This is a genomic window from Oharaeibacter diazotrophicus (assembly GCF_004362745.1).
GTDB lineage: Bacteria > Pseudomonadota > Alphaproteobacteria > Rhizobiales > Pleomorphomonadaceae > Oharaeibacter > Oharaeibacter diazotrophicus.
Genome location: NZ_SNXY01000008.1, coordinates 347479 through 370788, shown reverse-complemented (window position 1 = coordinate 370788; position 23310 = coordinate 347479). Strand labels below are relative to the sequence as shown.

Below are 23310 nucleotides of genomic sequence, written 5' to 3'. Positions count from 1 at the left end.
AAATATGCCGAACGGGTCGGATATGCTTAACTGGGAGAGAGTCCCTCCCTCTCCGCCACTTCCCATATTTCGCGCCGGTTCGCTCAGCTCACGGCTCCGATCGGGCGGTCTTGCGGCCGGTCGCACTGACCGGCCGGGGCGCACGGCGGGAGCGCGCGCGTCCGCTGCCTCATCTCCCCGGAACGCGGCGCTCCATGGCGACGTCGGTGCCCATGGCGGCGAGGCTCATGGCGCGGTAGTGCGGCATCCAGCGGTCGGCGGCGCGGCGGGCGGCGTCGAGGGCGGGGCGGCGGGCGTCGAAGATGGCGCGGGCCTCGGCGCGCAGCGCCGCCTCGTCGATGCCGGCGACCACGCCGTCGCGCATCACGATCCGGCCGGCCACCATGGTCAGGCGCACCGACGAGCCGTTCTCGCAATAGACCAGCTGGCGCGCGAGGTCGTTGAGCGGGGTGAAGGCGAGGGTGTCGAGGTCGACCAGCGCGAGATCCGCCTCGCGGCCGGGCTCGATCGCGCCGAGTCGGTCGGCCGCGCCCATCGCGCGGGCCCCGCCGGCGAACAGGCAGTCGAGCACCTCGTGGGCCGCCGGCCAGCGCTCCCAGTCCTCCTCGGCGAGGTTGTGGATCAGCCCGGCCGTCTTGGCGACCGCCCACATGTTGACCGCGTCGTCGGCGATCGCCTCGTCGCTGCCGAGGCAGATCGGCACGCCGCGTGCGCGCAGGTCGCGGAAGCGCATCACGCCGCTGCCGAGGCGCAGGTTGGAGATCGGGTTGTGCGCCACCACCGTGCCGGCCTCGGCGATCAGGTCGATGTCGGCGTCGTCGATCCAGATGCCGTGGATCAGGTTCATCCGCGCGGAGAGCAGGCCGAGGTCGGCGGTGTAGCGCACCAGCGAGCGCCCGCCGAAGCGGGTCTGGCCGAGCACCCGCTGCAGTTTGGTCTCCAGCATGTGGGCGTAGAACGGCAGGCCGTGGGCCCTGGAGATCTCGTCGAGCGCGGCGAAATAGTCCGGCGACACCCGCTGCGGCGCCGACACGCTGACGGCGGCGCGGATCCGGCCGCCCGCGCTGCCGTGCCAGCGCGCGACGAAGCGGCCGTAGGCGGCGAGGAGATCGGCCTCGGCCATGGCGGCGGGGGCGGCGAGTTCGGCGCGCATGTTCGCCGGGACGAGATCGGCCAGGAACGGCAGCTTGTCGATCTCGGGCACCGTCGGCTGGTCGAGCGCCACGGTCGCGCGGATGCCGACGTCGGTGTAGGCCTGCATCACCGCGTCGACGACCTCGTCCGTCGGGTACGGCATGAAGAAGGCGTCGTCCTGGACCGCGGTGGTGCCGGTCTTCAGCATCTCCACCGCCGCCAGCAGCGTGCGGACGTAGGCCTCGCGCGGGCTCGGCGTCAGCTCGGCCAGCGACGGCGACTCGTAGAGCATGAAGATCTCGAGCGGCAGGCTCGGCAGCGCGCCCTTCATGTGGTTGACCGGCGAGTGGAAATGGGCGTTGACGAGGCCGGGCACGACGAGATGCCCGGCCGCCTCGACGATCTCCACGCCTTCCGTCGGCACGATCGCCGGCGCCACGGCGGCGATGCGGCCTTCGCGGACGAGGACGTCGCGGCGGCTGGCGCTCGCACCGTCCGGCGCGAGCGTCAGCACGTCGCCGCCGCGGATCAGGATGTCGGTCATGATGTCCCCCCTTGTCCGCTCACCGTCGCGACGACTGGCCGTAGAACGGCACCGCCGGGTCCGTGAGATAGCCGTCGTAGAAGGCCTTCACGTGCGGGAAGACCGCGCGGCCGAGCGCGCGCCGGGCCTCCTCGGCCGGCGTCCGCGGCTTGGCGAGCAGCCCCTCGATCTCGTCCAGCACCGCGTCGCGGTCGATCCGGGTGAACCGGCCGCCGGCGTAGACGAGGTCGCCGCCGACGTAGACGGCGTCGACCGAGTCGGTCTTGGCGCGCTGCACCAGCGCGTCCAGCATCGGGATGTCCGCATCCTGGTAGGGCCGGGTGGCGCGGCGCCAGTCGATCAGCACGGCGTCGAAGTGGCGGCCGGGCTCCAGCCGGCCGATCCGGTCGCCGAAGGCGGTGGTCTTCGCGCCGCCCTCGGTCGCCATCCGGACCACCTGGGCGCAGGTCGGCACGTCGTCGTCGTCCATGCCGGGCACCCGGTGGGCCCTGAGCACGAGGCGCAGCTCCTGCAGCATGTCGCGGTCGTCGTTGATGCCGGCCTCGTCGAGGCCCATGCCGACGGTGACGCCCTTGGCCTCGAAGGCGTTGAGCGGGGCGAGACCGGAGCGCAGGCGGAAATTGGACGAGCAGTTGTGGCAGATGCAGGTGCCGGTGTGGGCGGCGATCTCGATGTCCTCCTCGTTCAGCCAGACGCCGTGGCCGAGCGTCATGCGCGGCGACAACAGGCCGAGGTCGTGGAGGTGGCGCACGGCGGTCTTGCCGGTGCGGCGCTTGGTGTATTCCTTCTGGTAGGCGGTCTCGAGCAGGTGCATGTGCATCGGCGAGCCGGTCTCGCGCGATTTCGCCTCCAGCGCGAGGAGGCCGTCGTCGGAGACCCAGTGCAGGTTGGCCGGCGCCAGCTGGATCCGCGTCAGCGTCTGGCCGGCGTTCTCGGCGGTCAGCTGGTCGTAGAGCCGCAGGAAGTCCTCGAACGGCATCTTCTGGGTGCAGAGATAGGCGTAGAGCTCCTCGCCGAGCGGCTTCGGCAGGCTGGCGCAGAAGGTCTCGTCATCCTGGTAGACCAGCCGGTTCTGCTCGCGCACGGCGTAGCAGTAGGACGCCCGCATGCCGATGGCGCGATAGGCGTCGAGCACCTTGGTGGCCGCGCCGTGGATCGCCTCGTAGCCGCCGGGCATCCAGCCGTGGATGTGCTGCACGGTGGTGACGCCCGAGGCGATCATCTCGAAGGCGGAATAGAGCGTGTCGAGGTAGAGGTCGATCTTGCGGCCGGGGATCCGGCTCGCGAACCACAGCTCGAGCGCGTAGTCGGGCGAGCCGAGTTGCAGTGGCGTCAGGCCGACGTGGTGGTGGGCGTTGACGAAGCCCGGCAGCATGACGTGGCCCGGATGGCGCTCGATGCGGGCGTCCGGCGCCAGCGCCGTCATTTCGGCGAGGCTGCCGACCGCCTCGATCACGCCGTCGCGCGACAGCACGGCGCCGTCGTCGACGATCACGGGGGTGTGGCGGTCGGCGATGCCGGTGACGACCCGGCTGGCCTCTACGATGAGCGCGGTCATGTCGGTCTCCGTGACGGGGGTTGGGCGGGAAGGCGCAGGCGCGCGGCGGTGGCATTGGCGTCGCGGGCGGCGCGACAGACGGTCGGATCGACCGTGACGAGGATCTCGGCGGCGACGTCCGGCGGCAGCGCCGCGAGGGTGCGGCCGTCGGGGTCGAAGGCGACGGTCTCGCCGTCGTGGCGGACCGGCCGCCCGGTCGCGGTCTCCGTGCCGAAGCGGGCGGCGGCGACGGCGTAGAGGCCGTTGGCGCGGGCGTGGGTGGTCAGTTCGGCGCGGAACAGCGCCGGCGGATCGGCGGCCGCGGGGCCGGCGACCGGCACCACGACGCAGTCCGCCCCCGCGACGGCGGCGTGGCGCCAGCATTCGGGAAAGCGCCGGTCGTAGCAGACCAGCGCGGCGAGGCGGACGCCGCCGACCTCGAAGGTGCCGACCTCCGCCGGTCCGGGGGCGAAGTGGTCGGCCTCGCCGAAGTCCTCGCCGGCGCCGGCCGGCGGCAGGTGGATCTTGGCGGCGACGACGTCGACCCCGCCGTCCGGCCGCGCCAGCACCGCGGCGTTGAGCGGCAGGCCGGCGCCGATCTCGACCGCGGCGCCGTAGACGATCGCGACGCCGGTGCGGGCGGAGAGCGCCGCGGCCCAGCGCGCCCGCGGGCCGTCGAGCGGCTCGGCGGGGATCGGCCGCGCCGCCGGATCGAGCGCGGCGGCGTAGGGCGCGTCGAAGAGCTCCGGCAGCACGGCGAGGCCGGCACCGGCCGCGGCGAGCCGTTCGAGCGCGCGTTCGGCCGCGGCCCGGCAGGGCGCCGGGCCGTTGTCGGCCGGTCCGATCGAGACCGCGCCGACGACGAGCGGGGAGGACATGGCGCGGCCTAGGCCTCCTGTTCGGCGAAGGCGCGGTCGACCTCGGCCGCCAGGAGGTCGGTGAAGAGGTCGCGGTACTGGTGGTAGCGCGGGTCGCGGCTCGGACGCGGCCGCGGCAGGTCGATCGGCACGATCGTCTTGATCCGGCCGGGCCGCGCGGTGAACACCACGACGCGGTCGGCGAGGGCGATCGCCTCGTCGATCGAATGGGTGACGAGGATGATCGAGGCGCCGCTGTCGCGCCAGATCTGCAGGAGGAAGTCCTGCATCTTGGCGCGGGTCTGGACGTCGAGCGCGGCGAAGGGCTCGTCCATCATCAGGATGTCCGGCCGCATCGCCAGCGCCCGGGCGCAGGCGGCGCGCTGGCGCATGCCGCCGGAGAGTTCGTCCGGCTTCTTGTCCATCATGTCGCCGAGGCCGACCTGCCGCAGCAGCTGGGCGACCGCCTCGCGCCGGCGCACCGGCGCCTCGCCTTGGATCGACAGGCCGAAGCCGACGTTGTCGGCGATGGTCAGCCAGGGGAAGAGGCCGGCCTCCTGGAAGATCAGGCCGCGCTCGGCCGAGGGCTCGGTGACGGCGAGGCCGTCCTGCTCGATCGTGCCGGAGCTGACGCTCTCGAGCCCGGCGATCATGTAGAGCAGGGTCGACTTGCCGCAGCCGGACGGGCCGAGGAAGATCACGAACTCGCCGGGGGCGACGTCGAGCGAGAAGTCGCGCACCGCCTCGACCGGGGCGCGCCCCTCGGGCGTCCAGGTCTTGCCGACCGACTTCAGGGAGAGGGTGCCGCGGCTCATCGGGAGGCTCCCCGGCCGGAGGGCGCCCACCACAGCAGCTTGGCCTGGATCACGCGGAGCGCCCAGTCGAAGGTGAAGCCGAGGAGGCCGATCACGCCCATGGTGAAGAACACCAGCTTGGAGTTGAAGGTGGCGCGCGCCATCGAAGTGACCTGACCGAGCCCGGTGCCGACGCCGACGGCCTCGGCCACCAGCACGATCATCCAGGCGGCGAACAGGTTGATGCGCAGCGTCATGAACAGGGCGGGCAGGATCGCCGGCAGGATCACCCGCCAGAAGGTCTGCACCCGGCTCGCCCCCATGATGCGGGCGACGTGGACGTAGTGCTTCGGCACGCTCTCGATCTGGGCGCCGGTCGACAGCACGATCGCGAAGAACAGCGTGATGAAGACCAGGAAGATCGCCGGCACGTCGCCGATGCCGAACAGGAACAGCGCCACCGGCAGCCAGGCGATCGGCGAGATCGGCGCCAGCATCAGCACGATCGGCATCAGGAGGTTGCGCGCGATCGGCAGGTAGTGGATCGCGACGCCGACGGCGACGCCGATCGTGAAGCCGAAGAACAGGCCGAGCACCACGCGCATGGTGGTCCAGCCCATGGTGACCAGCAGCGGCGTGATCCCGGCGGCCTGGCTGCGGCTGCCGATGGTGTTGTCGTAGGCGAAGTATTTCAGCGTGCCGGGGATGTCCGACAGGAAGAGGTGCGGCGGCGGCAGCAACAGCGGGTCGGCCCAGCCGATCGCCCAAGCGAACTCCCACAGGCCGGCGAACAGGCCGATCGAGACGGCCGCCCACGCGAGGGTGGCGACCCTCCGGCGGACCGCCGGCGAGGGGCGGAAGGACAGCGGCGGCGGACCGGCTCGGCCGGTCTTGCGCCCTGCGCTGACGGTGGACATGACGGCGCGCTCCGAGGGGGAAATCGTCGGGAACGGGTCCGCCCGCTCGCGGGCGGACCCGGAGGACGGCGTCAGGCGGCGGACTTGTACTTGAGCTTGCCGTAGACGTCGGCGTTCTCGGCGATCACCGCCTCGAGCAGCGACCAGTCGAAGGCACCGGCGTCGGGCAGCTTCTTGACATAGCCGAGCTCCAGCATCGACTGGCCGCGGTCGATGATGAACTGCGTCTGGTTGCGCTGGTCGACGCAGAGCGGCTGCTTCGACGAGGCGAGCTGGGCCGCCTCCATGGTGGTCTTGTAGTAGAGCCCCACCATCTCATCGAGGGCCTTCTGCTTGTCGGTTTCGGCCTGGTACTGCGCCGTCAGGAGGCCCTTGATGACCGCCTTCACGGCCGCCGGGTTCTCCTCGATCAGCGGGATGCGGGCGGCGAGCACGCAGTCGGAATAGCCGGGGCCGTAGATGTCGGTGCCGTCGGACAGCACGGTCGCGCCCGGCACGCTCTGCAGGCACTGCGAGGCGTAGGGCTCGATGTGGCAGATCGCGTCGACCGCGCCGGCGATGAAGGCCTGGGCCAGCTCCGGCGAGGTGTTGAGATACTTCACGTCGACGTCGGCGAAGCTCATGCCCGCCTTCTTCAGGTAGTCGTAGGGCAGCACCTCGAGCGTGTCGGCCTGGAAGGTGCCGACCTTCTTGCCCTTGAGGTCGGCCGCCGACTTGATGCCCGGCTGGGCGACGATGATGCAGCCCTGCACGCCGCCGCCGGCGATGATGCGCACCGGCGCGCCGGCGTCGTAGAGCGTCATGAAGTTGGAGTAGGGGATCATCGACATGTCGACGAGGCCGGCGCCGAACATGGTGGTGATCTCGGTGTTCGACGGCGTCACCACGAAGTCGAGTTCGACGCCCTCGGCGGCGGCGAGATGGCGCTCCTTGGCGAGGAAGATGCCCATGTTGCAGAAGCCGGAGCCGTGGGTCGCCTTGATCGTGGTGGCGGCGAAGGCGGGCTTCGGCGTCAACAGCGCGGCGAGATGGGCGGGCAGGGCGATGGTCGCGGCGCCGGCCGCGGAGGACTTCAGGAAATTGCGGCGGTTGAAGCGCTGGTAGAACAGGCCGTCACGATCGCACATGGTCCCTCCAGTCGAACGACTGAACGGATCCCGGGGGGCGGACCATTTCGGGGTCGTGACCGGTCGAGGATGCCATCGCTCCTCCGGACCGGCGCCGTGCGCGGGATCCAGAACGATGGGCACGCCAACCCGGAAGAGCACGAGGCTCTGCGCTGACCCCTTCCTTGCGAGGACCGTGCCAACCTGGACTCCGCGCTTCTGCGGAGCCGGGGGCCCCGCATCTGCCCAAGACGGCGGCGACGCGATCAACGCGGCGGCAGCGATCGGCCCGTTCAGGGGGCGTTTTCGCCGATCCGCCGCGCCAGCGCGTCGGCGAGCCCGGTCGAGCGCTTCGGCGGCGGCCGGCGGAAGGTGCCCGCCACCGGCTTGCGCACGCCGAGCGCCACCAGCGCCTCGGCCTGCTTGACCGCGGCGACGACCGGATCGACCGCGGGCACCGGGATGCGGTCGTGGACGCGGGCGGCGAGGCCGGCCAGCGGCGCGCCGCCGAGGATCACCGTGTCGGCGCCGGCCGCGACCGCGCGCCCGGCGAGCGCGACCAGGTGGTCGGCCATCTCCTCGCGCACGCCCTCGAGGTCGGTGAACGGCCGGTCGGCGCAGAACACGCCGGCCGAGCGCGTCGCCAGCGCGTAGGCCTCGATCGTCTCGGCGTACCAGGCCTCCAGCGCCACCGCGAAGGTGACGACCGCGAAGCGGCGACCGAGCATCAGCGCGCTCGCCATCGCCGCCTCGGCGAGGCCGACGACCGGCACGTCGAGGAGTTCGCGGGCGCCGCCGAGACCGGGATCGCCGAAGGCGGCGACGACCGCGGCGTCGAACGTGCCGATCCGCTCGCACAGCATCTCGAGCAGCACCGCGCCGCCGATCTGAGCTTCGGCGCGGCTGGCGATGTAGGGCACCCCGCGCGGCGCGGTGGCGCCGACGAGTTCGGTGCCGGCGGCGACCGCCGGCGCGGCGGTCTCGACCAGCCGCCGGGTCACGGCCTCGGTGGTGTTGGGGTTGGCGATCAGGATGCGCATCGGGCCGTCTCCGCGGGAGGTCGCCCCGGCCTGGCGCGCGGCACCGGCCGGGGGAGGGGGAACCGGCGGTCAGCCCATGCGCTCGGAGGCGTAGGAGCCCGGCGAGGCGGGGAAGACCACCGTCTTGCCGCCGTTGAGGAACACGCGGCCGTGGATGTGCGCGTGCACGGCGCGGGCCAGCACTTGGGCCTCGGTGTCGCGACCGAGGCTGACGTAGTCGTCGGCCGACTGGGCGTGGGTCACCGGCACCACCGCCTGCTCGATGATCGGGCCCTCGTCGAGGTCGGCGGTGACGTAGTGCGACGTCGCCCCGATCAGCTTGACGCCGCGGTCGTAGGCCTGGCGGTAGGGGTTGGCGCCCTTGAAGGACGGCAGGAAGGAGTGGTGGATGTTGATGATCCGCCCGCTCATGGTCCGGCACATCTCGTCGGACAGCACCTGCATGTAGCGGGCGAGCACCACCAGTTCGGCGCCGGTGTCGGCGACGATGCGCATCTGCGCCGCCTCGGCCTCCGGCTTGTTCTCCTTCGTCACCTTGATCCAGTGGAACGGGATGTCGTGGTTCACCACCAGCTTCTGGTAGTCGAGGTGATTGGAGATCACCGCCACGATGTCGATCGGCAGGCCGCCGATCCGCCAGCGGTACAGGAGGTCGTTGAGGCAGTGGCCGAAGCGCGAGACCATGATCACGACCTTGCGCTTCTCGCGCTCGTCGAAGAACTCGGCCTCCATGCCGAAGCGCGGCGCCACCGCCGAAAAGCCGGCGCGCAGGTCGGGCAGTGTGCGGCCGCCCTCGGAGCGGAAGCTGACGCGCATGAAGAAGTTGCCGGTGTCGACGTCGTCGAACTGGGCGCTGTCGGTGATGTTGCAGTCCTCGCCGGCGAGGAAGGTGGAGATCGCCGCGACGATCCCGCGGGTGGATCGGCAGCGGACACGAAGGGCGAACTGGGTCATCGGGAACGGCTCTCGGGGGGACGATTCGCGGGGAGGGCGAACGGGACGCGACCCTACGCCGGCACGCGCCCCCGACGGAAGCCTCGGGCGCCGGCGCGGCCGTGGGGCGCGCATCCGCGCGGCGAACGCGGCCGGACTAGACCGTGAAGGCGTCGCGGAAGGCCGCGAGGGCCGCCTCGGGTTCGCCGCTGGCGAAGGCTTCGAGGCCGACCGGACCGGCGTAGCCCATCGTCTTCAGCGCGCGGGCGACGCCGGGCCAGTCGACCTCGCCGGTGCCCGGCTCGCAGCGGCCCGGCACGTCGGCGACCTGGATCTCGCCGATCCACGGCAGGCAGCGGCGGCAGAGGTCGATCAGGTTCCCCTCGCCGATCTGGGCGTGGTAGAGGTCGAGGTTGAGACGCAGCCTCGGGTGGTCGACGGCGGCGACCAGCGCCAGCGTGTCCTCGGCCCGCGCGAAGGGAACGCCGGGGTGGTCGACCGCGCGGTTGAGATTCTCGAGCGTGAACACCACGCCCTCCGCCTCGGCCATCTCGGCGACGCGGCACAGCGTGTCGCGCGCCTTCAGCCACATGGCGCCGGTCACCACCTCGACGGGCCGGACCGGCAGGCCGCCGGGGCCGAGGCCGGTGCCGTGCAGGTTGAGCCGCTGCACGCCGAGGCGCCGGCCGACCGCCGCGGTCTCGCGCGCCGTCGCGAGCAGTTCGGCGATGCCGTCGTCGTCGACGAGGTCGCCGCGAAGGTAGCCGTTCATGATCGTGAAGGTGGCGCCCGTGCGCTCCAGCCGGGCGAGGTCGTGGTCCGGCCAGTTCCACAGGCCGACGCCGAAGCCCATCTCTTTCAGCCGGGCGGCGCGCCAGTCGATCGGCCGGTCGCGCCAGATCATCTCCGCACAGGCGGCGAGGGGAAAGCTGCTCATGGACCCGACACCCGTGCTCCCGGCGCGACGCGCCGGGAGCGAGTAAGCCGGATGATCCACCCCGTGGCAAGACGGAACGGAAGTTCCGTCCCACCGGGTCGGCGGGCGCGGCCGGTCACACCGCCGGCGCGGTCTCCGCCGGCGTCCGGGTCGAGGCGCGCCGGCGCCGCCAGTCGCCGAGGAACAGCAGGATCGGCGCGGCGATGAACACCGACGACGACGCCGCCACCACGATGCCGAAGATCATCGGCACCGCGAAGCTCTCGACCGCGCTGCCGCCCCAGATCGCCATCGGCAGCAGCGACAGGAACGCCGTCACCGAGGTGTAGAGGCTGCGGGCCAGCGTCTCGTTGATCGAGAGGTCGATGACGTCGCGCAGCGGCATCGCCTTGTAGAGCCGCATGTTCTCGCGCATGCGGTCGTAGACGACCACCTTGTCGTTGACCGAGTAGCCGACGAGGGTCAGGAGCGCCGCGATCGCCGTCAGGTTGAAGTCGAGGCCGGTGATCGCGAAGAAGCCGACCGTCTTGGTGACGTCGAGCACCAGGGTCGCGATCGCGCCGACCGCGAAAGGCCACTCGAAGCGCACCCAGATGTAGACCAGCATGGCGAGGCTGGCGAACACCACCGACAGGATGCCCGCCGTGGCGAGTTCGTCCGACACCTTCGGACCGACCACCTCGGTGCGCTCCACCGTCGCGCTGGCGTCGATGGCGCGCACCTCGGCCGTGAGGCGCTCGACCGCCGCCGTCTGCGCCTCCTCGCCGCCCGGCTGGCGCTCGACGCGGACCAGTAGGTGGCGGCTGTCGCCGAATTCCTGCAGCGCCACCTCGCCGAGCCCGAGGCCGTCGAGCCCGGAGCGGAAGGCTGAAAGGTCCGCCGGGCCCTCCGTCACCACCTCCATCTGGATGCCGCCGCGGAAGTCGACGCCGTAGTTCAGGCCCGGCGAGAAGAACAGCACCACCGAGGCGAGCGACAGGAAGGCGGAGACGCCGAGGCCGAGGAAGCGGGCGCGCATGAAGCGGAAGCGCGTGCCCTCGGGCACCAGCGTGACCGGCAGCAGCGGCTCGATGGCGAGGCGCTTCATGCCGGTACGCCGGACGATGGCGAGCATCGCCACCCGGACGATCGACACCGCGGTGAACATCGAAATCAGGATGCCGATGCCCATGGTCACCGCGAAGCCGCGCACCGGCCCCGAGCCGAACCAGAACAGCAGCGCCGAGGCGATCAGCGCCGTGACGTTGCCGTCGACGATGGTCGAGTAGGCGCGCCGGAAGCCGGCGTCGAGCGCGGCGACGGCGCCGCGGCCGCGCCGCGTCTCCTCGCGGATGCGCTCGTTGATCAGGACGTTGGCGTCGACCGCGAGGCCGATGCCGAGCACGATGCCGGCGATGCCGGGCAGCGTCAGCGTGGCGCCGAGCAGCGACAGGCCGGCGAAGGTCAGCACCACGTTGAGGCCGAGCGCGAGGTTGGCGAGCAACCCCCAGGGGCCGTAGAGCAGCACCATGAAGCCGACCACCAGGACGAAGCCGGCGAGGCCGGTGGCGACGCCCATGCGGATCGCGTCCGCGCCGAGGTCGGCGCCGACGGTGCGCTCCTCGATCACCGTCAGCTTGGCCGGCAGCGCCCCGGCGCGCAGCAGCGCGGCGAGGTCGTTGGCGCTCTCGACGGTGAAGTTGCCCGAGATCTGCCCGGAGCCGCCGGTGATCGGCTCGCGGATCACCGGGGCCGACAGCACCTTGTCGTCGAGCACGATCGCGAAGGGTCGGCCGACGTTGGCGCGGGTGATCTCGGCGAAGCGCGCGGCGCCGACGGTGTCGAAGCGGAAGCTGACCAGCGGCTCGTTGGTGGTCGGGTCGAAACCGACGCGAGCGTCGGTCAGGCGGTCGCCGGCGAGTTCGACGCGGTCCTCGACCGGATAGGAACGGCCTTCGTCGTCGCGCAGCAGGGTGACGCCGGGCGGCGGCGCACCCTCCACGGCGGCGCCGGAGAGCATGTGGAAGCTCATCTTCGCCGTCGAGCCGATGAGGTCGCGGATGCGCGCCGGGTCCTGCACGCCGGGCAACTGCACCAGGATGCGGTCGGCGCCGACGCGTTGGATCGTCGGCTCGGCGACGCCGACCTGGTCGACGCGCTGGCGGATGATGCCGAGGCTCTGCTCGACCGCCGCGCTTGTGCGGTCGGAAAGGCCGGCCTCGGTGAGGGCGATCGTCACCGTCGCGCCCTCGCCGCCGAAGGCGAGGTCGGAGGCGCCGGTCGGGCCGACGGCGAGCGCGAGCTTGCCGAGCGCGGTCGTCGCGGCCGGGCGCTGGTCGGCCGCGGCGAGGCTCACCACCAGGGTCGAACCGGCGCGGCGGATCGCGGCACCGGGAACGCCGGCCTCGCGCAGCGCCCGGCGGGCGTCCTGCGTCAGCGTCTGCAGCCGCTCGCGGGCGAGGTCGGCGCCGTCGACCTCGAGCACGAGGTGGGAGCCGCCGCTGAGGTCGAGGCCGAGCGCGACCCGGTCCTTCGGGAACCAGGAGGGCAGGGCGTCGAGCGTGGAATTCGAGAGGATGTTCGGCAGAGCCGCGAGGATGCCGAGGACCACGACGACCGCGTAGGTCGCCAGCAGCCAGGGAGAGGTCTTCATCGGAAAGGGTCGTCCGTCCATGCGCCGTCGCCGCCGCGCCCCGAAATGGCGACACGGCGGCGCGGACCGCGCCTCGATCGGGGTTCGGATCAGGCGGCGGCGGCCGGGGGTGCGCGCGGACGATGGGCTGTGCGGACGGCGGCGGCTGCGGCGGGCGGGCCGCGCGGCGGCGCGGCGACGATCCGGGCGGCCCGGAGGGCGAGGACGGCGACGGCGGTCGGCGCGAGCGTGGGCCCCGGCGGCGGGGCGGGCGTGCGCGGGTCGGGCCGCTCGGCGACGACCGTCGCGCGGGTGCCCTCGCGCGGGGCGAGATGGCGGATCCCCGCCTCGACCTGGACCTTGGTGGCGCCGACGGGGGCGCGCAGGTCCGGCTGCGCCGGGCCGAGGGCGAGGCCGAGATAGGCGAGTGCGAGCCAAGCGAAGGCGATCGCCACGGTCCACCGCGCCGCGCGGCCATCCGCGCGCCGCGCCGGGACGGGCGCGGCGGGGAGCGTCGACGTCGGGCGGTCGGTCGCGGTCCTCGCCATCGCCGAGACCTACCAGACCTCCGCCCGTCCTGTCGAGGAAGCCCGTCCCGTCGAAGCCGGGACGGGCTTCGTCGTCAGCGCAGCTCGACCCAGACCGACTTGGTCTGGGTATACTGGGTCAGCGCCTCGACGCACTTGTCGCGGCCGTTGCCGGTCTGCTTGAAGCCGCCCCAGATGCTGGTCATGTCGCCGTGGTCGAAGCAGTTGACCCAGACGACGCCGGCCTCGACGTCGCGCGCGAAGCGGTGGGCGCGCGAGACGTCGCGGGTCCAGATCGAGGCGGCGAGGCCGTAGACGCTGTCGTTGGCGACCGCGATCGCCTCCGCCTCGTCGGCGACCTTCAGGATGGTGCCGACCGGTCCGAAGATCTCCTCGCGGGCGATCCGCATGCCGTTGGCGACGCCGGTGAACAGCGTCGGCTCGACATAGGCGCCGGCCTCGAGGCCGGCCGGCACGCCGCCGCCGAAGGCGAGCGAGGCGCCTTCGGCGCGGCCGACGTCGATGTAGCCGAGCACGCGCTTCTGGTGCTCGGCGGTGACCAGCGGGCCCATGGTGGTCGCCGGGTCCAGCGGGTCGCCGGGGCGGAAGGCCTCGGCGGCGCGGGCGCGGAAGCGGTCGACGAACTCGTCGTGGATCGCTGCCTCGACGAGGATGCGCGAGCCGGCGTTGCAGACCTCGCCCTGGTTGCCGTAGATGCCGTTGACCGCGTAGGTGACGGCGAGGTCGATGTCCTCGACGTCGGCCATCACCACCTGCGGGGTCTTGCCGCCGCATTCGGTGGTGACGCGCTTCATGTTGGACTGGCCGGCGTAGGTCATCAGCAGCTTGCCGACCTCGGTCGAGCCGGTGAAGCCGATCTTGTCGACATCCATGTGGAGACCGAGCGCCCGCCCGACCTCCTCGCCGAGACCGTGCACCACGTTGAGCACGCCGGCCGGCCCGCCCGCCTCGACGAACAGCCGGGCGAGGAGGCCGGCCGACAGCGGCGACTGCTCTGCCGGCTTCAGCACCACGGAGTTGCCGGTGACGAGCGCCGGACCGAGCTTCCACGCCGCCATCATCAGCGGGTAGTTCCACGGCACGATGATCGCGACCACGCCGAGCGGCTGGCGCAGGATGTAGTGCAGCGCGCTCGACGCCGTCGCGGTGACGGCACCGTCGAACTTGTCGGCGGTCTCGGCGAAGAACTTGATCGTCGTCGCCGAGAAGGGCACGTCGATGTTCAGCATGTCCGACACGGGCTTGCCCATGTCGAGGCTGTCGAGCACGGCGAACTCCTCGGCGTGCGCTTCGATTAGCTGGGCGAAGCGCTCCATCACGGCGAGGCGGTCGCGCGGGGCGGCCTTGGACCAGACGCCGGAGCGGAAGGTCCGCCGGGCCACGGCGACCGCGCGGTCGACGTCGGCCTGGGTGCCGCGGGCGACGGTGGCGAGGGTCTCGCCGGTGGCCGGGTTGATCGTCGGGAAGCGGCGACCGTCGCTCGCCGGCACGAAGTCGCCGTCGATGAAGTGGTCGGTGTGGAAGGTGGTGGCCGCCGCCTTGGCGGCGAAGTGGGCGCGGTCGCGGGCCTGGGTGTCCATGTGTCTCCTCCTGGGTCTTCGGGTCGGACGGGGGTGGTCGAAGGGGGTCAGCGGCGCTCGCGGATCAGGACGACCGAGGCGAGGATCAGCGCGATCGAGGCGACGACGATCACGGTGCCGATGGCGTTGATCTCCGGGGTGATGCCGCGCCGGAGCGTCGAGTAGATGTAGATCGGCAGCGTGATGTCGCGGCCGGTCAGGAAATAGGTGACCGGGATCTCGTCGAAGGACAGCGTGAAGACGAGCAGCGCCGCGCCGATCACCGCGGAGCGGATGCCCGGCAGCGTCACCCGCGCGAAGGTCTCGAGCGGCGTGGCGCCGAGGTCGGCCGAGGCCTCCTCGAGCCGGCGGTCGATCCGCGACAGCCGGGCCATCACCTGCGACACCACCACGCCGACCAGCGCGGTGGCGTGGCCGATCACCACCGTGCCGAGGCCGAGCGGCAGGGCGATCTGCTTGTAGAAGTTCAGCATCGCGACGCCGGTGACGATGCCCGGCAGCGACAGCGGCAACAGCAGCGTGGTCTGGAACAGCCGCTTGCCCGGGAAGTCGTGGCGGTCGAGCGCCAGCGCCGCCGGCACCCCGAGCAGCACGGCGAGCACGGTCGCCGAGCCGGCGACGACCAGGCTGTTACCGAGCGCGGTCAGCATCTCGGCGTTGGCGAAGGCGCGGGCGTACCAGTCGAGCGTGAAGCCCGAGAGCGGGAAGGTGGTCACCTTGCTGGCGTTGAACGAGAACAGCACCAGCACGGCGATCGGCAGGTAGAGGAAGGCGAGGGCGGCGACGGCGACGCCGACGAGGCCGCGCTGCCACCAGGCGAGGGACGAGGTCATACGAGGGCCTTTCCGTCAGGTGAGCGCGACGCGCGGTCCGGCCTCCAGCCGCTTGGCGGTCTGGAGCACCACGATCACGATGGCGAGGATCACGACCGCCAGCGCCGAGCCGAGCGGCCAGTTCAGCGCGGCGCCGAACTGCGACTGCAGCACGGTCGCGACCATGGTCCCGGTCGGACCGCCGACCAGCACCGGCGCGACGAAGTCGCCGAAAGACAGGCAGAAGGTCATGGTCGCGCCGGCGACGACGCCGGGCACCGACAGGGGCAGGATCACCCGCCAGAAGGTTTCGAACGGGCCGACGCCGAGGTCCTCGGAGGCCTCGATCAGCGAGCGCGGGATCCGCTCCAGCGCCGCGAACAGCGGCATCACCATGAAGGGGATGAAGATGTAGGTCAGCGTCACCACCATCGAGACCTGGTTGTAGAGGAAGGCCTCGATCGGCGCGTCGATCACGCCGGTCCACAGCAGCAGCGAGTTCAGCGCGCCGTCGGTGCCGAGGATGATCTTCCAGGTGTAGGCGCGCAGCAGGTAGGACACCCAGAGCGGCACCACGACGAGGAAGTAGATCGCGCGGCGCAGGCCGTCGTGGCGGATCGTGAACACGATGAAGTAGGCCAGCGGATAGGCCACCAGCACCGAGGCGACCGTCGTCGCCGCCGCGATCTTCAGCGTCCGGAGGAGGACGGTGACGTATTGCGGGTCGGTGAAGAGCTGGACGTAGTTGCCGAACTGGAAGTCCGGCACGAACACCGGGAACCGGCGGGTCCAGAAGCTGATCGCCAGCATCACCGCGTAGGGCGCCACCAGGAACGCGAGGGTCCAGGCCAGCGGAACGGAGAAGACCGCGAGGAAGGCGCGGCGGCCGGGGGACGCGCTCACGCCGCCGCCTCCGCGTAGACGAGCACGTCGTCGGCGCTCGTCGGCGCCAGCACCACGGCCGCGCCGGGCGCCGGCAGGTCGCGCATGGCGGCGGCGCCGCTGCGCTGGATCGCCACGAACACCGGCCGGGAAGCGTGCGGCGTGCCGGCCTCGATCATCAGGTTGCCGCCGTGGAAGAGGTGGGCGGCGACGGTGGCCGGAATGCCGGCGCCGTCGAGGGCCGGGCGCAGCCGCTCGGGCCGGATCGCCACCGTGGCGGCGTCGCCGGTGCGGAGCGCGCCGACGCCGACGCCGTCGAGCACGCCGCCGCCGGGAAAGCCGACGCGGACCCGTCCGCCCTCGGCAGCGACGACCTTGCCGGTGAAGAGATTGGCCGAGCCGATGAAGTCGGCGACGTAGGGGCTCGCCGGCCGGTCGTAGAGGTCCTGCGGCGTGCCCTGCTGCACGATCCGGCCGGACTTCATCACCACCACCCGGTCGGACAGCACCAGCGCCTCCTCCTGGTCGTGGGTCACCATCACGAAGGTGATGCCGACCTTCTGGTGCAGGTGCTTGAGTTCGACCTGCATCGACTGGCGCAGCTTGACGTCGAGCGCCGACAGCGGCTCGTCGAGCAGCAGCACCTGCGGCCGGCGCACCAGGGCGCGGGCCATGGCGACGCGCTGGCGCTGACCGCCGGAGAGCTCCCACGGCCGCCGTCCCCCGAGATCGGCGAGGCCGACCATGGCGAGCGCCTCGCGGATCCGCGGCTCCCGTTCGGCGGCCGGCACGCGGTTGGAGCGCACCGAGAGGCCGTAGCCGACGTTCTCGGCCACGGTCATGTGCGGGAACAGGGCGTAGTCCTGGAACACGGTGTTGACCGCCCGACGGAACGGCGGCACCGCGGTGACGTCCTCGCCGGCGATGGTCACCCGGCCGGCGTCGGGGCGCTCGAAGCCGGCGACGAGGCGCAGCGTCGTGGTCTTGCCGCAGCCGGACGGGCCGAGCAGGGTGACGAATTCGCCGCGGCGGATCGAGAGGTCGAGGTTCTCGATCGCGGTGAAGGCACCATAGGTCTTGCGCACCCCGGAGAGGGTGACGATCGCGTCTGGGGTCATGGTCTGGCCTCGGCTGGCGGGCGCGCGCCCTCGGCGGGGACCGGCGGTCGGCCGGTCCCCGGGTGGTCGTCGCGCCGGGGCGGGCGGGGTCCGGTCAGGGAGCGGCCTTCACCGCGTTCCAGACCTCGAGATACTTGTCGAGGCGGGCGGGCATCTGCCACATCCGCAGCGTGTCGACGAAGGCGACGTCGTTCACCTTGCGCTCGACCTTCTCGGCGTCCGACAGGCAGCCGGCGACGGCGCCCGGCACGGTCGGGAAGTAGCCGGTGGTGCGGATGATGCCGCACTGGCCCTCGGCCGACAGCATGTAGGACATGAACTTGTAGGCGCAGTCCTCGTTCGGGCTGTCCTTGACGAGCTGCATGGAGTCCATCCAGCCCTCGGACTTTTCCTTCGGGCTGAACTCGGTCACCGTGAAGCCCTTGCCGAGGCCGTTGATCTCCTTGCTCTGCAGGCCGGTCCAGGTATTGGAGACCCAGACCTCCTGGTTGGCGTAGAGCTCGGTCAGCTCGCCGGCGGTGGCCCAGTACTTGCGGACCAGCGGCTTCTGCTCGATCAGCTTGGCCTCTACGGCCGCGAGCTGCTCGTCGGTGAGGTCGTAGATGTTCTCGTAGCCGAGGTAGCGCGCGGTCCAGTAGATCGCCGACTTGTCGTCCCAGAGCGAGATCCGGCCCTTGTAGGCGGGATCGAACAGGATGCCGATCGAATCCGGCGTGCCCGACACCTTGTCGGTGCGGTACATCAGCGAGATCGAGCCCCACACCAGCGGCGCCGCCCAGACCGCGCCGTCGGTCCGGACGTCGGCGCCGTCGGCGAACTGCGGATAGACGCCGTCGAAACCGGTGAGCCTCGCGGTGTCGAGCGGGGCCACGAAGCCGGCCTGGCGCATCAGGCCGATGGTGTCGATCGACGGCGTGATGACGTCGTAGACGCCGCCGCCGGCGGCGAGCTTGGGCGCGAAGTCGTCGTTGGAGCCGACGTAGGTCGCGTTGACCTTGCAGCCCGACGCCGCCTCGAAGGGCGCCACGTAGCTCTTGTCGGCGTAGCCTTCCCAGGTCAGCAGGTTGAGTTCAGCCGCGCCCGCCGCGATCGGCTGGAGGGTCGCCATCGAGAGGACGAGGGCGGTCGTCGCCTTCGCCGTGATCCGTCGCTTCATCGTCGTTCCCCATCTGGTTGTGGGCGGTTTTCCCGCGTCTCGTCGTCTTGCGGACGAGTGTTCCGATGTCGACGCCGAGCGCCCTGGCGGCGCGCCGCTTCGACCCGTGTCGTTCGATCGCCCGGGCGATCAGGAAGTCCTCGTAGTCCCGCAGCGCCTCGCGCAGCGGGCTGCCGCCGTCCTCGGCGCCGCCCGCGTCCCGCGTCTCGCCGGCGAGGGCGAAGGGCGGCTCGGCCGGCGCCGGCGCCGAGAAGTCCGGCGGCAGGTGGGCGGGCGTCGCCTCCTCGTCGGCGACGGCCGCGACATGCTCGAGCACGTTGGCGAGTTCGCGGACGTTGCCGGGCCAGGCGTGGTCGGCGAGCGCCGACCAAAGTGCCGGCGCCAGCGTCAGCCGCGGCGTCCGCTCGAGGTTGATCCGCTTCAGCTGGCTCTCGGCGATGGCGCGGATCAGCTCGCGGCGCCCGCGCAGCGGCGGGCAGGTCAGGCTGACCACGGCGAGCCGGTAGTAGAGGTCGCGACGGAAGGTGCCGGCCGCGATCATCTCCGGCAGGTTGCGGTTGGTGGCCGAGACGATCCGCACCCGCGCGCGCCGGCGCACCGGCGAGCCGACCCGCATGAAGGTGCCGTCCTCGAGGAAGGTCAGCAGCTTGGCCTGGACGTGCAGCGGGATCTCGCCGACCTCGTCGAGGAACAGTACGCCGTTCTCGGCCGCCTCGACGTAGCCGGTCTTGCCGCGGGCGGCGGCGCCGGTGAAGGCGCCGGCCTCGTAGCCGAACATCTCCGACTCGAACAGGCTCTCCGGGATGCTGCCGCAGTTGACGTGGACGAAGGGCGCCGCCCCCGTGCGCCCGCAGACGCGGTCGCGCAGCCGCCGCGCCAGCTCGGTCTTGCCGGTGCCCGACTCGCCCGTCAGCATCACCCGCGCGTTGCGCTCCAGCGCCGCGGTGCCCTGGCGCAGCAGCGCGTCGGTCTCGGGCGTGTCGACATGGGCCGGCGCGGCCTCGTGGCCGTCGCCGCTGAAGCGGAACGGGTCGCCGCGCCGCTCGCCGGTCCGACGCTGCGCCGCGGGGTCGGCGAGGATCGCGACGGCGCCGAAGGCGGCGCCGTCGCCGTCACGCAGGATCCGCAGGCTCGCCGACACGACCCGCCCGGATTCGAGCGCGCCGGCGGTGTCGAGCGGCCGCATCCGGGCGAGGGCGGCGCCGAGGGCCGCGAGCACGTCGTCGGCGCCGCCGGACGGGCGCAGCGGCCGGTCGGCAAGTTCGGCGAGGGTGCGGGCGACCAGCCGCTCGAAGGCGCGGTTGGCGGTGCGCACCGTGCCGTCGAGCGAGAGCACGGCGATGCCGTCGGGCAGGGCGTCGATGACGTCCGCGACGGCGGTGCCGTGGTAGTCGGCCGGCAGCCGCGGCGCACCGTCGAGGGCGGGGAGGTCGGAGCGGAAGAACTTCATTCCGCCGCCTCCCGGACCGGGCGGCGGGCGCGGACGGGACGGGCCGTGGCGACGAAGCGCCGGCGCGTGCCCTCGATCGGGGCGGCGTGGATCCGCCACGTGCCGGCGCCGGCGACGACGACGTCGGTCCGGCCGCCGGTCTCGGCGGCCTCGCGGATCGCGCGGGCGTCCAGCCGGTTGCCGACCGGCGCGCCGAGCAGGCGCTCGACCGGCCAGCCCCACAGCCGCTCCACCGCCGGGTTCGCCGCGATCAGCAGGCCGTCGGCGTCGACCACCAGGATCGGGTCGGGAACCGCGCTGAGGACGTCGAGCATCACGTCGGCACGGGCCTCGAGTTCCTCCTCGCGCCGTCGCATCGGGCCGATGTCGCGCACCGTGCCCCAGAGCCGCACCAGCCGGTCGCCGCGGATCGCGGCGCGGAAGTCGTTCTCGACCAGCATTTCCTCGCCGTCGTGGCGGTGGTCGACGGCGACGGCGCGGTCGAGCCGGTAGCCGGCGCGGATCAGGGCCCGGACCATGCCCTCGTTGACCGGCGAGCGCGGGAAGTAGCGCGACACCGGCTGGTCGTTGAAGTCGAGGTCGGGCGGCAGGCCGTAGAGCCGCGCCATCGCCTCGTTGCAGGCGCGCCAGCGCTGCGGGTGGCCGAACACGGCGTCGACGACGTCGTCCTCGGCCATGGTGGTGTCGACCGGCACCAGGAATTCGATGCACCAGCAGGCGTCGGTGGCTTCGCCGATCATCTCGGTCAGGATCTCGACGCGCTCGCCGATCTCCTGCTCGACGCCCGCGGCCGCCGCGGCCGGCTGCTTCAGCACCACCAGCCCGCCGTCGCCGTCCGGGACGAGGCTCGCCAGCACCGGCACCTCGCGGCCCTGCGCCGTGCGCAGCCACAGCACGGAGGCGTCCGCGGGGGCGGCGCCGCCGGCGAGCACGGCGCGCAGGCTCTCGGCCGAGCCGTCGGCGTAGACGTCCTCCACCGCGACGCCCGCAGCGTCGCGCTGCAGCAGCGCCGCCTCGGCGGCGTTCATCCACACGAGACGGCCGTCCCGGTCGACCACGTCGACCAGTATCGCCGCGTCGGCGAGTTCCCGGATCGGCCAAGCATCGGATCGCATCGTCGTCCCTTCGCCCTGTCGGGGCGTCGCACGGGGATGGTTGGCAAGCGCCGTGCCACCGCCGCGCACGCCGAAGTCCACGGAAGATCAAGGATCTAGCGAAGTGCGCGCCGCACTCGCAAGATCGAATGATGCGGTAGCGCAGCGTTTCGTATGCGAAAACGCATCATGGGATCCGCGTTCGGGTACGATCTGCGGGGGCGACCGGCTGCGACGGTGCGGCCCGATTGCCGGCCCGGCGGGCCGGGGTATGATCCCGCCATGGTCCCGACCCGCATCCTCCTCGTCGACGATCACCCGATCGTGCGCGAGGGCTACCGCCGTCTCGTCGAGCGCCAGCCCGGCCACGTCGTGGTCGCCGAGGCCGGCGACGGCGAGGCCGCGCTCGCGGCCTTCGCCGCCCACGCGCCAGACGTGGTGCTGATGGACATCTCCATGCCCGGCGCCGGCGGTCTCGCCGCCGTCGAGGCCATGGTGGCGACCGAACCGCGCGTCAGGATCGTCGTGGTCTCGATGCACCAGGGCGCCGTCTTCGCCCGCAAGGCGATGGCGGCCGGCGCGCGCGGCTTCGTCTCCAAGAGCAGCCCGCCGGAGGAACTCGTCCGCGCCATCGCCGCGGTGATGGCCGGCCGGCGCGCCCTCTCCTCCGACATGGCGCAGGAACTGGCGCAGACCTCGCTCGCCGGCGACGAGGTCGCGAGCCTGACCCCGCGCGAGCGCGACATCCTCGGCCTGTTCGCCCGTGGCATGAACGGCCGCTCGATCGCCCGCAACCTCGGGCTCTCCTCCAAGACCGTCCAGAACAACCTGTCGCAGATCCGCGCCAAGCTCGGCGCCTCCGGCGACGCCGACCTCGTGCTGAAGGCGCAGCGCGCCGGCTTTTCCGAGCCGCCCTGATGCGCGGCCTCCTGCCCCAGCTGGTCCTGCGCGTGCTCGCGGCCGGGCTGATCACGGTTCTGGTTGCCGCCGGCTGGGTGCTGTGGGACACCGCCCGGGCGGCGCGCGCCGACGCCACCGTCACCGCCACCCGGGTCGCCGGTGCCATCGACGCCCGCCCCGACTTCGTCGGCCTCGCCTTCGGCGGCGTCGCGCCGACGCCGGTGTTCCGCGACTGGCAGCAGTTCCCGGCCTGGACTTTGATCGCGCCCGGCATCTGCGTCGAGTTCGGCGCCACCGACCTGCCGACCCACCGCCGCTGCGGCCCCTATCTCGCCGCCGACGCCCCAACGCCGGCCTGGTTCGTCCGGCTGGCGGACGCCATCGGCCTCGTGCCCGATCCGATCGCGGTGCCGGTGCGCTCGCGCCGCGCCGCCGACGGCCGCGTCACCGCGATTCCCGACGCCACGGTGGTCGTCTCCCGCGCCTGGGCCCGCACCGGCGACCTGATGCGCGTCGCCGTCGGCATGGCGATCGGCGGCGCCGTCGTCACCGGGCTGATGGTGGCGCGCCTGCTCGCGCCGTTCCGCCTCGTGCTGCGCGGCATCGAGCGCCTGCGCGCCGGCGACTTCTCGACCCGCCAGCCCCGCCTCGCCGTCGCCGAGTTCGACGCCCTCGCCGAGGCGCTGAACGAGACCGCCGCCGCGCTGCGCGAGGCCCGCGACACCCGCACCGAGCTGACCCGGCGGCTGTTCACGGTGCAGGAGAGCGAGCGCCGCGCCCTCGCCCGCGAACTGCACGACGAGTTCGGCCAGTGCCTCACCGCCACCCGGGCACTCGCGACCGCGATCGCCCAGTCCGGCGAGACCACGGCGCACGACGGCGCCCGCATCGCCGAGATCTCCGGGCAGATGATGGACAACCTGCGCGCCGAGCTGTCGCGGCTGCGCCCGCCCGACCTCGACGAACTCGGCCTCGAGCCGGCGCTCGACCGCCTCGTCGCCGGCTGGCGCGCCCGCATGCCGGCGGTGCGCTTCTCGCTGCGCTGCCGCGGCGACCTCGACGCCGTCCCCGACGCCCTCGCCCTCAGCCTCTACCGGATCGCGCAGGAGTGCCTGACCAACGCGATCCGCCACGGGGCGCCGAAGAGCGTCGCGCTCGCCGTCGACGTCGCCGAGAGCGTGACGCTCGTCACCACCGACGACGGCACCGCCAAGCCCGAGGCGGCGGCCGGCGACGGCTACGGCCTCCTCGGCATCCGCGAGCGGGTCGACGCCCTCGGCGGCCGCTTCACCCTCGAGCCCGGCCCGAAGGGCATGGTGGCGACGGCGGTGGTTCCCCGCTGACCCGGGTGATCTTCCCG

The 23310-nt window shown here is 72.4% G+C and carries 20 protein-coding genes; 2 read left to right on the top strand and 18 right to left on the bottom strand.

Translation table 11 applies throughout. The features are described from left to right. Window positions 1-169: 169 nt before the first annotated feature. From EDD54_RS14070 to EDD54_RS13985, 18 genes are all read right to left on the bottom strand, one after another. Window positions 170-1678 carry an amidohydrolase family protein gene (locus EDD54_RS14070; RefSeq protein ID WP_126540201.1) on the bottom strand — a complete coding sequence of 503 codons (1509 nt, stop codon included), beginning with the start codon at window positions 1676-1678 and terminating at the stop codon, window positions 170-172. A gap of 19 nt (window positions 1679-1697) precedes the next feature. Then, on the bottom strand, window positions 1698-3236 hold the full coding sequence (locus EDD54_RS14065) for an amidohydrolase family protein (protein ID WP_126540200.1): 1539 nt from the start codon (window positions 3234-3236) through the stop codon (window positions 1698-1700). Further along, entirely contained in the window at window positions 3233-4093 is an 861-nt protein-coding gene (locus EDD54_RS14060; RefSeq protein ID WP_126540199.1) for a carbon-nitrogen hydrolase family protein, read from the bottom strand. Before EDD54_RS14060 ends, EDD54_RS14065 begins: the two co-directional genes overlap by 4 nt. 8 nt (window positions 4094-4101) lie before the next feature. After that, window positions 4102-4887 carry an ABC transporter ATP-binding protein gene (locus EDD54_RS14055; protein ID WP_126540198.1) on the bottom strand — a complete coding sequence of 262 codons (786 nt, stop codon included), beginning with the start codon at window positions 4885-4887 and terminating at the stop codon, window positions 4102-4104. Next, a complete protein-coding gene (locus EDD54_RS14050; protein WP_126540197.1) occupies window positions 4884-5783 on the bottom strand; it encodes an ABC transporter permease in 900 nt (299 codons plus the stop codon). Before EDD54_RS14050 ends, EDD54_RS14055 begins: the two co-directional genes overlap by 4 nt. A gap of 71 nt (window positions 5784-5854) precedes the next feature. Then, the gene (locus EDD54_RS14045; RefSeq protein WP_126540195.1) at window positions 5855-6910 is read right to left on the bottom strand and encodes an ABC transporter substrate-binding protein; all 1056 of its coding nucleotides are present in this window, start codon (window positions 6908-6910) and stop codon (window positions 5855-5857) included. Window positions 6911-7182: 272 nt separating this feature from the next. Continuing rightward, the gene (locus tag EDD54_RS14040; protein WP_126540194.1) at window positions 7183-7929 is read right to left on the bottom strand and encodes an aspartate/glutamate racemase family protein; all 747 of its coding nucleotides are present in this window, start codon (window positions 7927-7929) and stop codon (window positions 7183-7185) included. Window positions 7930-7998: 69 nt separating this feature from the next. Then, entirely contained in the window at window positions 7999-8883 is an 885-nt protein-coding gene (gene purU / locus EDD54_RS14035; protein ID WP_126540192.1) for a formyltetrahydrofolate deformylase, read from the bottom strand. 136 nt (window positions 8884-9019) lie between these two features. Further along, window positions 9020-9799 carry a TIM barrel protein gene (locus EDD54_RS14030; protein WP_126540190.1) on the bottom strand — a complete coding sequence of 260 codons (780 nt, stop codon included), beginning with the start codon at window positions 9797-9799 and terminating at the stop codon, window positions 9020-9022. Between the two features lie 115 nt (window positions 9800-9914). After that, a complete protein-coding gene (gene secD / locus EDD54_RS14025) occupies window positions 9915-12431 on the bottom strand; it encodes a protein translocase subunit SecD (RefSeq protein ID WP_126540188.1) in 2517 nt (838 codons plus the stop codon). An 89-nt stretch (window positions 12432-12520) separates the two neighbouring features. Next, a complete protein-coding gene (locus EDD54_RS14020; protein ID WP_126540186.1) occupies window positions 12521-12865 on the bottom strand; it encodes a hypothetical protein in 345 nt (114 codons plus the stop codon). A gap of 167 nt (window positions 12866-13032) precedes the next feature. Further along, complete coding sequence (locus EDD54_RS14015; RefSeq protein WP_126540184.1) at window positions 13033-14538, bottom strand: aldehyde dehydrogenase; 1506 nt, start codon at window positions 14536-14538, stop codon at window positions 13033-13035. 47 nt (window positions 14539-14585) lie between these two features. After that, the gene (locus tag EDD54_RS14010) at window positions 14586-15371 is read right to left on the bottom strand and encodes an ABC transporter permease (protein ID WP_126540182.1); all 786 of its coding nucleotides are present in this window, start codon (window positions 15369-15371) and stop codon (window positions 14586-14588) included. A gap of 15 nt (window positions 15372-15386) precedes the next feature. Further along, window positions 15387-16253, bottom strand: coding sequence for an ABC transporter permease (locus EDD54_RS14005; RefSeq protein WP_245515772.1), 867 nt, complete (start codon window positions 16251-16253; stop codon window positions 15387-15389). After that, window positions 16250-17350, bottom strand: a complete 1101-nt coding sequence (locus tag EDD54_RS14000; protein ID WP_126540180.1) for an ABC transporter ATP-binding protein — start codon at window positions 17348-17350, stop codon at window positions 16250-16252. The genes EDD54_RS14005 and EDD54_RS14000 overlap by 4 nt, the downstream gene beginning before the upstream one ends. Before the next feature lie 94 nt (window positions 17351-17444). Beyond that, entirely contained in the window at window positions 17445-18506 is a 1062-nt protein-coding gene (locus tag EDD54_RS13995; protein ID WP_126540178.1) for an ABC transporter substrate-binding protein, read from the bottom strand. After that, window positions 18421-19956 carry a sigma 54-interacting transcriptional regulator gene (locus EDD54_RS13990; protein WP_126540176.1) on the bottom strand — a complete coding sequence of 512 codons (1536 nt, stop codon included), beginning with the start codon at window positions 19954-19956 and terminating at the stop codon, window positions 18421-18423. The genes EDD54_RS13995 and EDD54_RS13990 overlap by 86 nt, the downstream gene beginning before the upstream one ends. Then, window positions 19953-21071: a PAS domain-containing protein gene (locus EDD54_RS13985; protein WP_126540174.1), complete on the bottom strand. Its 1119-nt coding sequence runs from the start codon at window positions 21069-21071 to the stop codon at window positions 19953-19955. The genes EDD54_RS13990 and EDD54_RS13985 overlap by 4 nt, the downstream gene beginning before the upstream one ends. A gap of 261 nt (window positions 21072-21332) precedes the next feature. On the opposite strand from EDD54_RS13985, the gene EDD54_RS13980 reads away from it, so the two are divergent. Then, window positions 21333-21968 (top strand): response regulator, encoded by a 636-nt coding sequence (locus EDD54_RS13980; protein WP_126540172.1) that lies wholly within the window; start codon window positions 21333-21335, stop codon window positions 21966-21968. Then, entirely contained in the window at window positions 21968-23293 is a 1326-nt protein-coding gene (locus EDD54_RS13975; protein WP_126540170.1) for a histidine kinase, read from the top strand. Before EDD54_RS13980 ends, EDD54_RS13975 begins: the two co-directional genes overlap by 1 nt. Window positions 23294-23310 lie beyond the last annotated feature (17 nt).